Origin of the sequence: Rhizobium sp. R693 (assembly GCF_002211315.1) — a bacterium.
In the GTDB taxonomy this organism is placed as follows: Bacteria; Pseudomonadota; Alphaproteobacteria; order Rhizobiales; family Rhizobiaceae; genus Rhizobium.
This window is the reverse complement of record NZ_LOKY01000022.1, coordinates 1-15,239: the sequence shown is the minus strand read 5'-3', so window position 1 is coordinate 15,239 and position 15,239 is coordinate 1. Positions and strand designations below refer to the sequence as shown.

The window sequence follows — 15,239 nt, the reverse complement described above, 5'->3', positions numbered from 1 at the left end:
CTTTTTGGTAACGTAGAGCGGAAAAACTGCCTTCTTTACAGCTCGCAGTCAATTCCTAATCTATAGTTAGTCTCTTTTTGAGACCTCAACGAACCTAAAGGAAAGACATGAGCGAGACCATTCTCATCACCGGCGCCGCCGGCCAGCTCGGCCAGCGGGTCATTCATCACCTGCTCGAGACCGAAAAGGTTCCTGCTGCAAAGATCATCGCCGCGACGCGCGATCCCGCCAAGCTCGCAGACCTCGCCGCCAAGGGTGTCGTCACCCGCAAGGCGGATTTCGATGACACCGCCTCGCTAGAATCTGCCTTCACGGGCGTCGATCGGTTGCTGATCATCAGCACCGACGCGCTTGCAGTCCCCGGTCAGAGGCTCAAGCAGCACAAGTCGGCGGTGGATGCCGCCATCAAGGCGGGCGTCAAGCACATCGCCTACACGTCGATGCCATCGCCAGACAAATCGCTGGTGACTTTCGCACCGGACCACCTCGGCACCGAAAATGCCATCAAGGCGACGGGTATCCCTTACACCATCATTCGCAATGCCTGGTACATGGACAACTATCTCCACGGCATGCCGCACAATCTCCAGTCCGGAAGCTGGTACACGGGCAGCGGCGACGGCAAGGTTTCGAACATCTCTCGCGAAGACTGCGCGCGGGCGATCGCAGCGTCCCTCGCCTCGGGCACCAAACAGAGCGCGACCTATACGCTGACGGGAGCCGAATCCCTGAGCCCCGGCCAGATCGCCGCCGTCCTGGCCGATGCGGTTGGAAAGCCGTTGAAGGCGGTCAGTGTCACGGACGAACAACTCGGCCAGGGCATGCGCGGCGCCGGCCTACCCGACTTCGTCGCAGACATGCTGGTTTCTGCCGACGCTAACATCCGCGCCGGCAACTTTGATCTGGTAACAGCCGATTACGAAACGCTGACCGGCAAGAAGCCCGAAACGCTCAAGGACTTCTTCGTCGCACACAAGACCGCTCTCATTGCCTGAGTCGGTCAAGGAAGCCCGCCTCGCACCACCGGAGCGGGCTTCCAGCTACTGGCGGTCTAAATATCTTGGCCGCACGCCCGGCAGAACCGTCGCACCGTTTCCGCCATGCCGAATTCGAGCGCGTCCGCCGTCAATCCGTGTCCAATCGATACCTCGGCGAGCTTCGGAATGCGCCTTACGAGCGGCGGCAAATTAGCCACTGTCAGATCGTGTCCCGCATTGACGCCCAAGCCGATCGCCAGCGCCGCATCCGCCGTCTTGCCGAGCGCCTCCAGGATCGGCTCCGCCCGTTCGGGCGCGTCATAGCAGCCGCCATAGGGTCCTGTATAAAGCTCGATCCGGTCAGCGCCGACCGCCTTGGCGATCGCCACAGCCTCGGCGTCGCCGTCGCCGTCGGCGAACAGTGATACGCGCGTACCCATCTTCTTCAGCCGCGCAGTGACGTCTGTCAGGAAGTCGCGGTGCTTGCGGAAGTCCCAGCCATGATCGGAGGTTGCCTGCGAGGGATCGTCCGGAACCAGCGTGACCTGTTCGGGTGCCACGCCAGCGCAGAGGTCCAGGAACTCATCGGTCGGGTAGCCCTCTATATTGAATTCGGCGTTCGGGAATTCGTCGTCGATCAGGTTACGGATGACGGGCAGGTCCGAGAAACGGATGTGCCTTTGGTCGGGCCGTGGATGAACAGTCAATCCGCTCGCTCCGGATTGCAGGGCGATCCACCCTAGCCCCTCGACACTCGGCCACGGAAGGTCACGGCGGTTGCGCAGCATCGCGATGGCATTGAGATTGACGGAAAGCGTGGTCGGCATGACAGGATTCCACTGAAGCAAAAAGATGATCGTTTCTAAGCCAATGAGTCGCTACGGGCCAACGAGATTCGTACATGAATGCATGTGAATCTGTGATGAAGCGCCTGGTTCACCCATCGGCGCGACGCCTGAAGTACAACGGTTCGATCTTCGCGCTTTAAGCGAGCAAAGCGTTTCTCCAACGTTGATTTTTCGCGAGAACCCCCATCGCCAAAGACAGCGTCCCAGCCAGATTGCGCTGCAAATTAAAAGTCACTAATTTTGATACTAACAAATTACGTCGATCACGAGTAACGTAAGCCCATGATATCGAAGCGAACGCCGCCAGGTGCTTCGATGCCCGAACCGGAAACGATAAGAGGGAACCCACTCAACCACACCCTTTTGCAATTTGCAGACGCACAATGAGCGCAATGGGAGGGACCATGGCAGAAGGTTACAAGCACGGGTTCACGCCAGACCTAGCGACAAAAACGCGACCACGGCACCGTTTCCTCCCTTCAGCGGCCCTCCCCGCCGACTTGCCCCGCGGAAGAGTAGCGATCGCCGACATGGCCAATGCCTTCGGTGTCACCCATCGAACCCTCCATTTCTACGAGGAAAAAGGGCTGATTTCGGCGAGTCGAATCGGCCTGATGCGCGTCTATGAACCGGGCGACGTCATGCGCATGGCGGTCATCAACGCTTGCCGCGAGACCGGCATGGCGGTGGCTGTGATCCAGGACCTGATGACTGACCTCGTGGAGGCCGACTCGCAGGAGGCTGCCGAGGCTTTATTTCGCGATGCGCTGGTGACCCGCAAACGCGAACTCAGCGCGGAAATGTCCACATTGCATCGGCAGATGCAGCAGGTCAGCGAGCTTCTCGATCGCGAAGCAACCGAGGATCCGCCGCTCAACGACAATCAGAGCGGATCAACCCTCACGGATCAGGAGCTACGGTGCCTGGCGCTGATGGCGGCGGGGCTTTCGACCCAACGCATTGCGCGCACGCTCGACCTTCGAGATGACGCGGCTCAATCACTTGAAGCCGGCATTATCCAGAAATTTCACGCCAACAATCGCTTTCAGGCGATAGCCAAGGCGGTCATGCTCGGTGTCGTCCAGGTCTGACGCCTAGGCAAATGGCCTAACGTACGATCGTCAGCGTCTCTGCTGCGCGCGTAATCGCGGTGTAGAGCCAGCGCTCGCGCGTATCGCGGAAGGCCCAGCTTTCGTCGAACAGAACGACATTGTTCCACTGCGAACCCTGCGCTTTATGAACCGTCAGCGCATAGCCGTAATCGAACTCGTCGTAGCGCTTGCGCGTGTTCCAAGGGATCTCGCCTTCGACATCCTCGAAAGCCTGCTTCAACAGTTTGATCTTCGCCGCGCCGCGATCCATGTCGTCGTCTTCGGGCCGGATCAACAGGTTTATACCCGGCTTCGTCGTCTCCTTGGACGACGTCATCACCTGCCAGAGCGAACCGTTGAGCAAACCCTTTGCCGGATCGTTGCGCAGGCAGACGAGTTTGTCCCCCGTTTGCGGATACTCGGCCGCAAAGCCCTTCAATTCGCGAAGGCGCTGATTGTACCGGCGTCGCGTTCGATTGGTGCCGACGAGCACCTGATCGGCATCGAGGACCAGCGACTGGTTCACTTCGTTCTTCGAAATCACCTGCGCGGCGCCGTAATCGCCGTGCATGATCTCGTTGCCTTCGCGAACCTGCATGGCGAGCTTGATGATCGGATTGTCTCGCGCCTGCCGGTGAATGTCGGTCAGCAGATAGTCCGGCTCCTGATTGGTAAAATAACCGCCGCCGGAGACAGGCGGCAACTGGCCGGGATCCCCCAAAACGAGGATCGGCGTGCCGAAGCTCATTAGGTCTCTGCCGAGCGCTTCATCCACCATTGAGCATTCGTCGACGATGATCAGCGCCGCCTTCGCAACGGGGCTTTGACGGTTGATCGTGAACATCGGAGCGATGGAAGTCTTCCCCGTCTCCTCATCCTCGACTGCTTCTTCTCCGCGCGGACGATAGATCAGCGAGTGGATCGTCTTGGCATTGCTGGCACCGCGCGATCGCAACACCTGTGCCGCCTTTCCCGTAAAAGCGGCAAACAGCACATCGCCGTCCACATGCTCGGCGAAATGGCGCGCAAGCGTCGTCTTCCCCGTACCGGCATAGCCAAACAGGCGGAAAAGCGGTGTCCGCCCCTCCTTCAGCCATTGGGAAACGGCCTTTAGGGCTTCATCTTGTTGCGGAGCAAATTGCATCGTGAGCCGACTTGGCAGGATTCGCCTGACATAGGCAACCCCGAAAAATCTGGACGAACAGCGGATCGCAAGGGAATAAAACCGCCGTCGAAGGTGTCTCATGTCCGGCAACGCAATCAAGCGTGCCCAACACGTGAGGAGAGAGCCCATGAAATCCGTAAAGATCCTGATCGCCTTTGCCATTGCATCCGCCGCCGCGACGTCCGCTTTTGCGGCCCCGCCGGTCAAGGCCGTAAAATCCAGCAAGGGCGACGTTCTCGCCGGCGACAACGGCATGACTCTTTACACCTTCAAGAAGGACAAGATGGGCGTTTCCAATTGCTACGACGATTGCGCCAAGAATTGGCCGCCGCTGAAGGCCGCTAGCGGCGCGAAGCCAGAGGGGGCATACTCGATTGTCGAACGGAAGGACGGCACCAAGCAGTGGGCCAAGGACGGCATGCCGCTCTATTTCTGGGTCAAGGACAAGACGATGGGCGATATCACCGGTGACGGCGTCGGCGGCAACTGGGATCTCGTCAAGCCGTGAGCGAACCGATTTGAAGACACCAGGGCAAGATAGCTTCGAGGGCAAGATCCTGGCCCTCCTTCCTTCGTTGAGACGCTACTCTCGCAGCCTCACCCGCTCCGACGCGGATGGGGAGGATTTGCTGCAGGACTGCGTCGAGAAGGTGCTGGCTCGTCGCGGACAATGGCGGGGTTTGAATCTGCGCGGCTGGGTGCTGACGATCATGACGAACCTCTATCGCAATGGCCGCCGCCAGACGGGTCGCGCGCCGTTCGTGGAACTCGACAGCTCTGAGGACATCGTGTCGATGGATCCGCCCCCCGATCCGCTGGAGCATTCGCGTCTGGAGGACGCGCTGAACAGCCTTTCGGAGCAAAGTCGTTCGGTGCTGATGCTGGTCGTCGTCGAAGGCTATACCTATCAGGAGGTCGCCACCGCCCTCGACATCCCGATCGGCACGGTTATGTCGCGCCTGTCACGCGCACGCCAACGGATAGGAGAGCGCATGAAGGCTGACAATGTCATTACGCTTCGGAGACCGAAATGAACGAGATCAACCAGACCGTGACCGAAGCGGATCTTCATGCCTATGCCGACGGACAGCTTCCCGAGCAGGCACGCGCGCGCATCGAGGCATGGCTCAATGACAATCCGGATGATGCCGCCAAGGTGGCGGAATGGTCCATGCAAAATGCCGAGATCCGATCGCTCTTTGCACCTTATGAAAGATCCGCGGACGGTGACGCAGCGCTTGTCACCGGCAGCAGACAACCTGCAAACTGGCCGAAGCGCCTGGCGGCGGCGGCCGTGGTCATAGTGGTTTTCGGTCTTGGCGCGGTGAGCGGCTATTACGGCTCGACGCTGTTTGAAAAGCCGGATTTGCAACTGACGGAACTCGAAACACTTCCCAACGAAGCCCGCAACGCCTTCCTGATTTACGCCGGTGAAGTCCGCCATCCCGTCGAGGTCTTTGCCGACGAGGAAGCCCATTTGGCGACCTGGCTCGGCAAGCGGCTCGCCATCCAGAACCTCCGGGTTCCGAACCTGCAGGAGCTCGGCTTCAAGCTGGTCGGGGGACGCCTGTTGCCCGTCGACGGCAGGCCGGGCGCGATGTTCATGTACGAGGATCAGGCCGGCGAACGCCTGACAGTCCTGGTCGGCCGCAACGCGAATAACGGATCGACCAGTTTCCGGTTCGCCTCGTCCGGCAATGTCGAAACCTTCTATTGGATCGACGGCGAACTCGGCTACGCCGTGACCGGCGAGGTCTCACGCGATGTACTGAGAAAAGTGGCGGAGGAATGCTACAGGCAGTTTCCGTCCTGAGTGTCAGCGCAGCGGATCGTTGGCAAGCTCGATTGGCTTACCGTGCGGCGTCGCCTCTGCCGCCCGCTGCCAGCTTTTCTGCAGATCGAGGATGATGTCGGCATCAGCGACGCCATGTTTGACGAGAATCGCCGAAAGGGCCGCCACCCAGCAATCGAAATAGTCACCGCCGTCTTCGGCGCGGCCGGGCTCGTGCAACTCCCGAGACAGGGTCTCCGCCCATTCGCTCCAGGTGAACAGGCCTCGCTCGTGCAGGTGCACGGTCATGGCGAAGGCTTCCGCAGCCCAAGGCTCCGGAAAAACCGGCTCGCCATCGGACGACTTCGGCAGTTGCGGCGATTGCGCGAGCGGTGAACGCGTCTCACACTGACTCAAGATAGCTCTCCCACGCATCGATCGAAACGCTGAGCGTCGGGTCCGCACCCTCGCCCCAGATCTCGCTGCCATCGAACACGACCGTATAGACCCATTGCGAACCCATTGTGGGTGAATAAAAGCGGTCTATCACATTGATTTTCCTACGATTTAGCTTCTGGTTGAGTGGATTGTACATGTTTTTGTTAACTTTCGGAAACGCTAATAAGCCAAGTAATAAAAGTCGTTTTGAAAATGAATTCTCTACAATTTCCGAATTTAGACTTTGTAGTTGACCGAACGACTTAGAAATGCTTAAAGGCGGACATTCCCCAAAACTATTGTTTTGATCAATCCGCCGCCGCAACGCGAAAGGAGACGTTTTACTATGGCTGCAACTTATGGCGACAACCTTATTCAAAGAAACGGAACATATTATTTCCTTTACACCGTTCCACGAGACTACTGGACCCGGCGCGGGGGTAAGCGACAGATCGTCAAGACCCTGAAGACGGGCGACTACCAGTTGGCAAAGAAGAAAGCTCTTCTTCTGAAGGCTGAACATACCGTTCAGTACGAGTCGCACGATTTCAACGACATCAAAGAAATCTTCATCGACATCGCCAAGAAGACCGCAGGACGGCACGGCTATATCTACAATGACCCCAAGGTAATAGCCCACTCCACCGAAGAGTCCTTCGTTGAACTGATGTCCGCTCCGGTGGAGGCAATGGAAGACAATCCAAAGCCGAACAGGGCAGAAATCGCGACGTTCGGTTCTGCGGTTGAAATCCCCGGCTTACCAATGAGCAAGGTCTTCCCCCGCTTCAAGCAGCTTTCCCCGGAAAAAACGAAGCTCATGAACGAAGTGGACGCCCGTAGCTTCTGGCGGAAGTACGAGCGCTTCACCGAAGACTTCGTCAAGCAAATGGGCGACCTCGACGCCCTGAAGATCACAGAAACGACCGTCGAAGAATATCGTGACACTCTCGTTGAACGCGTCATGAATGACGAATTCAAATCAGAATATGCCAATAGGACAATGCGGGGCATCCGTGCCATGCTGAAGACGGTATTGAAACGCGATCACAAGGGCGTGGAAAATCCGTTCCGGGAGATTGATTCCATCAATGTTGATGACGCTGGAAAGCGCGAACAACTGGAAGAAGCCGAAGTCCGGTTGCTCCGCGAAAAGGCAGCGGACGACAGTCACCTTCCAGATGCTGCAAAAGCCATCCTTCTCGTGTCGCAGAACACCGGGCTTGGCATCAAGGAATTGGCGCAAATGGCACCCGGGGATGTGGTGCTTGATGGCGAATACCCTCACCTGAAAATCAGGAAAAACGAGTTCAGAAACTATCTCAAAACGAAGGAGCGAGAACGCGAAATTCCGCTCATTGGTCATGCCTTGGAGGCAATGAAGGCGTTTCCGAATGGCTTTACCGAGTTTACTGACGCTCGGGGACCACGACGACTTTACAGGCACATTTCGCCATTCATCCGGGCGACTGTTCCCGGCAAGACCTTCGTTGGATATCGCCACCGCATCGCTTATCTGATGCGCAATAGCGAGCATAAAGACCAGTGGCAAAACGCGGTAATGGGGCACGCAACCAGTGGACAAACCGGCTACTATGGCGGTCCTGTTTGGCTGTCAAAGATGCACAAACTTCTTACGGAGGCGCTACCCGAAGACAATAGATAGACCCAAAAATACGAACCAACCCTACTAATTTTATATGACGAAAGTGAAAGCAGAAATGCGCTATATTATGAAGAAAACGTCATATCCATTGACGGATATGAAACTTGCAGAAACAACCGAAATACACCTTCGATATTCTCATTCGAAGCGAGACCAAGCGTAAGACATTTTTCAAACAGCTAAACCGCATCATCTCGGGTTTGCGTGATGAAGGCTTCTATGATGCCGCATCCAGCATGATCGACCAGAGAGACAAATTACAGGCGAAGATTAATAGGCTCATAGCCGCATAAGAGACAGGGAACCTTAGAAAGCACCAACCACCAGAAGTAGATGTGGAAAACCGCGCAACCTAGCGCGCCCACCACTACCATGCCTTTACTGGAAGCGGTGTTCGGATAGCCTAGCAACGTCGCAAGGAGACCGAACAATTTATGTCTGAATTTTCTTCGTGGGAATTCGATGATCTTACGAACACCCTGTTCGTTCACTTCGACGTGGAAGAACACCACATCAAGCTTGATACGTTTATCCGAACCGCCGACAGCGCACGCAGGATACTTTCGTCCCTCGATCAAGCCTTGTTCGACGGTCGTCTGAAGTACGAACTGGTGGTTTTACCACCAGAAGAAGGTTCATTCTTACAGTGTCTAAAGGTTCTCATCCCCCTTGCGGCTGCGACGGTGTTATTTTTTGACAGCGATACTCCTGCAGCTTTCATTGAAGGCTTAACGGGAAAGCCGCCATCAGAATGGGGGAAAGAGCTAGGTCAGGTCACCGCGAGTGGATTGAAGGAAGTATATTCTGCTGAAGATGAAGATGCCCCTGATGAGGAGCCACCCGAGACTCCCCCCATTTCTGATGAAAAAGCTTGTCGCGCGGGTGAGCGGTTACTGACCGCGATGACGCGCGCCGTTCTCGAATTGGAAAACGAGCAGTTGAGGCGGTTAGGTATGGAAGATGGGGAGTTAGTGGAGGCCCTTGAAGCCCGCGCTGACTTTTACGCTGCCTGTTACAATGACCATGATGTCAAACGGATCGGCTTCACGGCAGGTGATGAGTTCCCAATTCCGCGTAACTCTTTTGCGAGTCGTGCGCAGCCACCAGCCAGAAAGAAAGACGAAGAAGAGCCGCCAGAGTGGTCGGTCGCCGTTGAGAACATCAGCGTTTCGTCGCCCAATTGGGTCGAGGAGGATCAGCGAACACGTCAATGGAAGGGCAAAGACGCCAACCGCCGAGACTGTTATTTTGTCATAGAAGACGCGGAATTTTGGCGGCTCGTAAAGAAACAAGACCTTCATGTGGAGGTCTGGGACACCCTCAAAGTTCAGTGGGCGTACCGCCTCGTGGACGGAAAGGCAAAGCAGCGGCGCGTGTTGCGGGTTCTTGAGTTCAATGGCTCAAAGCTAGCGAACCCCCTGTCTCCCGATGCGGTGAATGCGATCCTGGGAAGCCACAAACCCACGGCTGGCGCATCGGCGGCACCAACGCTGTTTGACTTATAAGCCGGGAGCGCCCCGCTTCACTATGGCTTCGATCCGACTGCAACACGACCGGTCTTCGGCATCCCGAGACGTTCCCGGAAAGCGCTCGAATAGTAGCTTGCCGCTTCCTCACCAAGCCGTTTGAACTCGGCATTGACGATGTCGTCACCCTTCACAATCTGAGACACCCGGGGCTTTTCCAGCCGGGGCATCGTGCCCAATCCCGTATCACAATCGCCAGAGGTGTTGTTGCGGGCGATTTCGAAGAACTCGTTTGTTTCGAAATTGAAGCTCAGTTGGTTCGTGCGGCAAGCCGTATTCTCGTAAGGAACCGCATCGATTTGCTTTTCGTCCCATCGGGTAATTTTGTAATATTCATCCGCAACCGTCAAAACGCTGTACGATTGCGCCCATGAGTTTTCGTCCGGGAGCATCAGAGCTACCTGCCGGTAGGTGCAGTAGCTCTCATCCCGAAAACATTTCACCACCACATTATTGATCGGATAGGCGATCCTTTCATCTATGATCTTCACCGTACCTTTGACTGTCGCATAGTCTTTGGTGATAGACCCGCCGAAATCGTAGGAAAAGAAGTTGACGTATGTCAGGTGCAATCGGGACGCCCGATAGCCAAGCTTATGAAGTTGTCCGACCGTTAATTTGCCCGTTGGTTGCTCGCCAAGGTCTTGTTGAAAGGCCCGCTTCGCCCCTTCGAAATCAGCAAAGCCATCGTACATCAGCGAATTCAAGGCAGATTGAATGTACACCGGACCGTTTTTGGACAACGCGCTAGTGGCTTCCCCGATGTACATCATGGGTACACTGGACTTCCGCTCTTCCTCCGGCAGCTGCATGATTTGTTCAGGCAGATAGTCCTTGTACCGGGCAACAGCGGCATCATCGGCTTGTGCCGCTCCGAACCAGCCAAGCGCAACGGAAAAAACTGCAAGCTTTGTGATGTTCATGAAGGTCGCCCCCTGACCCGTTCGGCATTGCCTTTAAGTGGCTGGCCCGATCATGGCAGCGACACTCGAACGCAACAAGCCCAAATAGTAAAGGTTCTCCTCCGCAACCTCATGCGGGTTAGGTCACTCCCCGGTGACAGTCATCCGATTTCGATCTTCCTTGGATTGATGTTCGTCGGTCGATACAGCGGCAGGCCCTTTGGACGCGGTTCAAGCTTCCGGGCGTTCTTATCGATGTTCAGGGAGAACTTGCCTGTATCCAGAAAGTGTTGCTCCGCATCTAGCCGTTGCTCCTCGTCCTCGATTTCCACGATCAGATAGCATTCAAAGGCGGATGGCGAATGAAGATCGTAGAGGCGCTGAACATGCCAGACGTGAACGCCATCAGCCAGACAGGCGAAATGGTCCCTTAGACACCGAATGATGTCATCGGAGGAACCAACCCACTTATCCCCGGTGGGTTTGCAGACGATGGAATAAACACCGGAGAGCGGATAGGCAGTCATTTGCTTACAGCGCCATCTCGACGGCAGCAGCAGACTTTGCTGCCCTGCTCTTGCGCTTCCGTTCAGCAGCTTCCGCGCGCAACTGTTCTTTGCTCTTCTGAACACGGGGACGACCGCGCTTAGGCTGCTTACCGAAATCAATCCCCAGCGGGGTGGATGCCGAACAACCAAGCATGAGCGCAACGGCATCGGCGGAACCCTCATCAGGGAGCACCAGAACGACCTTCTTCTTAGTCTGCCCAATGCTTTCCTCATCCCGGATCATCGTCCGCCCGATGAACTGATAAACCATCTGATAGCAGAGCGCGTCCTTAGCCTGCTTCTGCGTGATGCCGTAGAAGGCATACAGGCGCTCGATTGTGTCGGGATCGTAATTGATAGCAGCGAGGAACACTGCCATATCGCAGTGCTGCAAACTATTCCAACCGAACGGGTTGGTGATGACACGTTGACCGCCTTTGTCCCCATCCAGCAGCCATCTGAATTCCTTGTTGTCGGATCGCTTGTTCGAACAGTAAATGTGCTCGCGACCGGGGAACATCTGCCCTACACAGCCAGCAACCGCGTCAAGGAACTGTTGTGTCCCGGTTTCCTCATCACCTTTGCCAAGCCGCTTCAGGAACGTCTTCGACAGATTTTTGACAGGGGCATGATAGAGTTCAACCTTATCGGCAACGTGCTTCATGTCCTGATAGCGAAGTCGGGATTGAATCTCTTCGTTCGTCTGAAATTCAACGTCCTTCGACCACATCATTGACAACAGCGTTTTGTCGAAGTTCGCACTGATCATCAGAACGTCTTTGTAGGCACCAGCAATAGACGGCTGCATGAAGATAGTGAACTGAAGCCAAGCACGGGTTTCGCCGACTACGTTGCCGTTCTCGTCGTGCTTAAGGAACGCTTCACCCGATGCTGCCTTGTCATAGCTGGATTGGTCAATGACGACGCGGTAGTGTTCGTTATGTGTGTAATCGTTCAGCTTCTTTACATGCGCTCCGTAACCCTTGAAACGCTCTTCCACATCGTAGCCTTTCAGAGCGGCGTTCAACTTTTCAGACGGAACCACTTCATACATTGGGGCGGCATCTGGAAGGGTGTCTTTCGCCTCGACAACGTGAATTTCATGAACGTCTTCGGCGCTCTCGAATTCAATCCTGATCGTCTCGACAGGCATAAAAGCTTCATCGAGCACAAGCAGCCGGTTTGAGGTATTTGCCCGGGCGTTCAGTGCAACCATATTGTTTGGGATTAGAACGCCTGCATAGCCTTCATCACAGTAGCGGACGTACGCTTCAGTTGATCTACGAAAGCCAGCATCTTGCGAGATGACCATAGACGGGATGCCAAGTTTTTCGAATTCGGCATGATGCTCATTGCTCAATCCGTTCGTGGGAGTGGCAAATGTTGCCGGAACTGTATTTCCGCCGTCTTTGGCGATCAATTCACTGTACCATTCGCGTGTTCGATAGGATTTGCCTGAACCAATATGACCGTCGACTTTCTGAATTATTCTCTTCATAAATTTGTCCTCAATAAAAAATTTTCAACGAAAAAAGGTCTCTGCGTGTCGGGCGAGGAACACAGAGACCTTCAGAGATTCGTTTGCACTTTTCTTGAGGATGTTGTGATGCCGAAGCCGTTCGAATGACCTATTGAAAATAAGCCATTTCGCCCGACTTCGTTTTCAACAATAGTATTTAGTAACCCACTCCCGTTATATCGTGTCTAATCGTGTAATATATTCGCGTTTTACATCGCGAACCTGAAAAATCGTTTCGCCAATTCTCAATTGTGAAAGCCGATATAGAACACGGTTTCCAGCGGAAAAGGCGACAATTTCAATTTTCGGGAGAGAGCGTATTATAGCGGAATTCGGCAGGCAAAGCAAGTAAGCCGCTGAATTTATTATTCAAAACCAAAACGAATTACAGCCCATGATGTCACACTTGCGCCACTCAATCTAACAGCTTGTCACACTAAATTCCCTTAGAGTATCTATAGGAATAAAACGTGACATCGATAGTGAATCAATCAAAGAATCTCAAATCACTAGCAAGGGATGACCACGAGCGTAGCGAGTGGGCAATCCCAGTTCACGAGCGAAGCGAAGGGAACTGTCTCTAATCCAATGGCTATCGGTAAGGTTTGATTTTCAAATGGATTTACTACCAATTGCCATTTCGACCGACAGAGTTTCCTACCTTCTTGAAGATTCTTTATCGAATGGATTTTCCACCAATCGCCATTGTTCGTCATGAACACTCGCTTCGCTCGTGTGTTCGCTTCGCTCACATAACTGGTAAAATAGAGATTTTTCGATCAACCTTTACCAACTTGTTCGCCTGATGAACCCTGTTGGAAAACTGCCTTTACCCTGTAGCAGCTGACCTGCCACTGAACCTTCATCCAGCGGCGACTAGAGCCCCGGCGGTTTTGAATACGCCAAGTGGCGCGGTGTGAGCAACCGGCGGAAACGCGAAGCTTTCATCTTGCGCAGCGTTGGAGCCGGTTGCGGCGATGGTCCCGGCAAAGTCTGCCGGGGTTTTGTATCCGAGCGATGAGTGCGGCCGGAAATGGTTGTAATCGTCCGCCCATTCAGCAATGGCGCTTCGGGCATGATCGAGGCCGAAGAACAGGCTTTCGTTGAGCAACTCGTCGCGCATGCGCCCGTTGAAACTCTCGACATAGCCATTCTGCATCGGCTTTCCCGGCGCGATGTAGTGCCATTCGACCCTGTGATCTTTCGACCAGGCGAGGATGGCATTCGACGTTAGTTCGGTGCCGTTGTCGGAGACAATCATTCCTGGCTTGCCGCGTCGTTCGATCAGCGTCGTCAGTTCTCGGGCGACACGTCGACCGGAGATAGAGGTGTCCGGGATCGCTGCCAGGCATTCGCGCGTGACGTCATCGACAATGTTGAGCACGCGGAAGCGTCTGCCACAGGCAAACTGGTCATGCACGAAGTCCAGCGACCAGCGGGCATTGGCCTTCGCTTCAACCAGGATCGGTGCACGCGTGCCGACAGCACGCCGCCTGGCTTTCCGCTTGCGAACGGAAAGACCTTCCTCGCGATACAGCCGGTAGATGCGATTGACGCCCGACGGCTCTCCGTCCCGCCGAAGCAGGACGAACAGCCGCCGATAACCGAAGCGCCGTCGCTCATTGGCCAAGTCGCGCAGCTTTGCTCTCAGCGCCACCTCCGGCGGTCGGCGCGACCGGTAGCGGATCATCTTGCGGTCAGCAGATATGATCTGGCAGGCCCGCCGTTCCGAAAGACCCATCACGGCCTTCAGATGCGCGACGGCGTCACGCTTGGCGGCAGGCCCTACCATTTTTTTGCAAGAAGCTCGCGAAGTGCGGCTGCATCCAGCATCTGTTCGGCCAGCAGCTTCTTCAGCCTCGCGTTCTCGTCCTCAAGCGCCTTCAGCCGCTTCGCCTCGGAGACTTCCATGCCGCCGTATTTGGCTTTCCAATTATAAAACGTCGCTTCGGAAATTCCATGCTTGCGGCAAAGGTCGGCCACCTTCGCGCCAGCCTCCTGCTCCTTCAGCACCGCAATAATCTGCTCTTCCGTAAATCTCTGCTTCTTCATGCGTCCGTCCTTTAATGGGCCGGACTCTAATCCATCCTGGAGGAAATTCTCAGTGGCAGGTCACATCCTGCCAATGGTAATGGATCGCTAGTCGCTCACTGGATTTAACTGGTTTCGACTGCACTCCGCTGGTGTATCTCTGCCGACATCTGGAAAGGGGACTAGTGTTCAACCCATACCGTGGGGTTTCCAACCGACATCGATGGAATGGCTACGATCCGATTGAGTGGCGCAAGCGTGACCGATGAAGCTATTCGTTCGCCTTCTCAACGATCCGGTTCTTCACGTCGTCAATGCGATTTCCGACCCGTCGCTTACCCCGGATCAACCGAGCGACACCATTTACAAAGGCGTCTTCTAGCGCCGCCCTCTTCCGATAGAGCAGCCATCCAACCACAAGGACAACGATGCCAACACGAATGGCGGTCCAATTATGATCTATCTCCCATTGGATGCCTTTGACGACGTGGCAGTCAAAAATGTCATTGCTAGCAAGTCGGCATGACTCAGAGACCCACCATTGCTTCGTTGTTGCGGAGTAAGCGCCCTCTAACGACGGCTCTGCCATTTCGTCCCCCTTCAGCCAATAAGCGACGATAGCGAGGTAATCGATGACCTTGCCCCGTTGAAATAATCCATTTTGAAGTAAGCTCTGGCCCATTGAGAGGACCAGAGAATGAAGCGCAACCGTTTCACAGACGAACAGATCATTGGCATCCTGAAGGAGCACGAGGCGGGC

General features: G+C 55.2%; 15 protein-coding genes and 1 pseudogene. 7 read left to right on the top strand and 9 right to left on the bottom strand.

Translation table 11 applies throughout. The features are described from left to right. Window positions 1-107 precede the first annotated feature (107 nt). Window positions 108-995, top strand: coding sequence for an SDR family oxidoreductase (locus ATY79_RS17545; protein ID WP_088692023.1), 888 nt, complete (start codon window positions 108-110; stop codon window positions 993-995). A gap of 56 nt (window positions 996-1,051) precedes the next feature. Here the strand turns inward: ATY79_RS17545 and ATY79_RS17540 are convergent, their stop codons facing one another. After that, window positions 1,052-1,804: a pyridoxine 5'-phosphate synthase gene (locus tag ATY79_RS17540; protein ID WP_088704522.1), complete on the bottom strand. Its 753-nt coding sequence runs from the start codon at window positions 1,802-1,804 to the stop codon at window positions 1,052-1,054. Between the two features lie 425 nt (window positions 1,805-2,229). Between ATY79_RS17540 and ATY79_RS17535 the strand changes: the two genes are divergently transcribed. Continuing rightward, a complete protein-coding gene (locus ATY79_RS17535; RefSeq protein WP_088692021.1) occupies window positions 2,230-2,916 on the top strand; it encodes a MerR family transcriptional regulator in 687 nt (228 codons plus the stop codon). A gap of 16 nt (window positions 2,917-2,932) precedes the next feature. Here the strand turns inward: ATY79_RS17535 and ATY79_RS17530 are convergent, their stop codons facing one another. Further along, entirely contained in the window at window positions 2,933-4,060 is a 1,128-nt protein-coding gene (locus ATY79_RS17530) for an ATP-dependent RecD-like DNA helicase (RefSeq protein ID WP_088692020.1), read from the bottom strand. 148 nt (window positions 4,061-4,208) lie between these two features. Between ATY79_RS17530 and ATY79_RS17525 the strand changes: the two genes are divergently transcribed. Genes ATY79_RS17525 through ATY79_RS17515 form a run of 3 tightly spaced genes read left to right on the top strand, consistent with a single transcriptional unit; the run spans window position 4,209 to window position 5,894 of the window. Continuing rightward, complete coding sequence (locus tag ATY79_RS17525; RefSeq protein WP_088704521.1) at window positions 4,209-4,589, top strand: hypothetical protein; 381 nt, start codon at window positions 4,209-4,211, stop codon at window positions 4,587-4,589. Between the two features lie 10 nt (window positions 4,590-4,599). Beyond that, the gene (locus ATY79_RS17520) at window positions 4,600-5,115 is read left to right on the top strand and encodes an RNA polymerase sigma factor (RefSeq protein WP_088704520.1); all 516 of its coding nucleotides are present in this window, start codon (window positions 4,600-4,602) and stop codon (window positions 5,113-5,115) included. After that, on the top strand, window positions 5,112-5,894 hold the full coding sequence (locus ATY79_RS17515; RefSeq protein ID WP_088704519.1) for an anti-sigma factor: 783 nt from the start codon (window positions 5,112-5,114) through the stop codon (window positions 5,892-5,894). Before ATY79_RS17520 ends, ATY79_RS17515 begins: the two co-directional genes overlap by 4 nt. A gap of 3 nt (window positions 5,895-5,897) precedes the next feature. Here ATY79_RS17515 and ATY79_RS17510 read toward each other — a convergent pair whose 3' ends face one another. Then, the gene (locus ATY79_RS17510) at window positions 5,898-6,269 is read right to left on the bottom strand and encodes a nitrile hydratase accessory protein (RefSeq protein ID WP_088692016.1); all 372 of its coding nucleotides are present in this window, start codon (window positions 6,267-6,269) and stop codon (window positions 5,898-5,900) included. Continuing rightward, window positions 6,256-6,366 (bottom strand): annotated as a pseudogene (locus tag ATY79_RS17505) (SH3-like domain-containing protein); the annotation flags it as partial. The gene ATY79_RS17510 and the pseudogene ATY79_RS17505, both read right to left, overlap by 14 nt. A gap of 270 nt (window positions 6,367-6,636) precedes the next feature. Between ATY79_RS17505 and ATY79_RS17500 the strand changes: the two are divergent. Both ATY79_RS17500 and ATY79_RS17490 read left to right on the top strand, forming a co-directional pair. Then, window positions 6,637-7,953 (top strand): DUF6538 domain-containing protein, encoded by a 1,317-nt coding sequence (locus tag ATY79_RS17500; protein ID WP_088704518.1) that lies wholly within the window; start codon window positions 6,637-6,639, stop codon window positions 7,951-7,953. 434 nt (window positions 7,954-8,387) lie between these two features. After that, window positions 8,388-9,458 (top strand): hypothetical protein, encoded by a 1,071-nt coding sequence (locus ATY79_RS17490; protein ID WP_088704516.1) that lies wholly within the window; start codon window positions 8,388-8,390, stop codon window positions 9,456-9,458. A gap of 20 nt (window positions 9,459-9,478) precedes the next feature. On the opposite strand, the gene ATY79_RS17485 is transcribed toward ATY79_RS17490, so the two are convergent. From ATY79_RS17485 to ATY79_RS30930, 5 genes are all read right to left on the bottom strand, one after another. Further along, entirely contained in the window at window positions 9,479-10,402 is a 924-nt protein-coding gene (locus ATY79_RS17485; RefSeq protein ID WP_088704515.1) for a hypothetical protein, read from the bottom strand. Window positions 10,403-10,542: 140 nt separating this feature from the next. Beyond that, the gene (locus tag ATY79_RS17480) at window positions 10,543-10,908 is read right to left on the bottom strand and encodes a hypothetical protein (RefSeq protein ID WP_088704514.1); all 366 of its coding nucleotides are present in this window, start codon (window positions 10,906-10,908) and stop codon (window positions 10,543-10,545) included. Window positions 10,909-10,912: 4 nt separating this feature from the next. Beyond that, a complete protein-coding gene (locus ATY79_RS17475; protein ID WP_088704513.1) occupies window positions 10,913-12,427 on the bottom strand; it encodes a hypothetical protein in 1,515 nt (504 codons plus the stop codon). An 883-nt stretch (window positions 12,428-13,310) separates the two neighbouring features. Then, a protein-coding gene (locus ATY79_RS17470) for an IS3 family transposase (RefSeq protein WP_088704512.1) occupies window positions 13,311-14,500 on the bottom strand; the annotation gives its coding sequence in 2 pieces (ribosomal slippage) (window positions 13,311-14,248 and window positions 14,248-14,500; 1,191 coding nt in all). 250 nt (window positions 14,501-14,750) lie between these two features. Continuing rightward, the coding region (locus ATY79_RS30930) for a hypothetical protein (protein WP_189638041.1) at window positions 14,751-15,239 on the bottom strand (489 nt) is incomplete at its 5' end.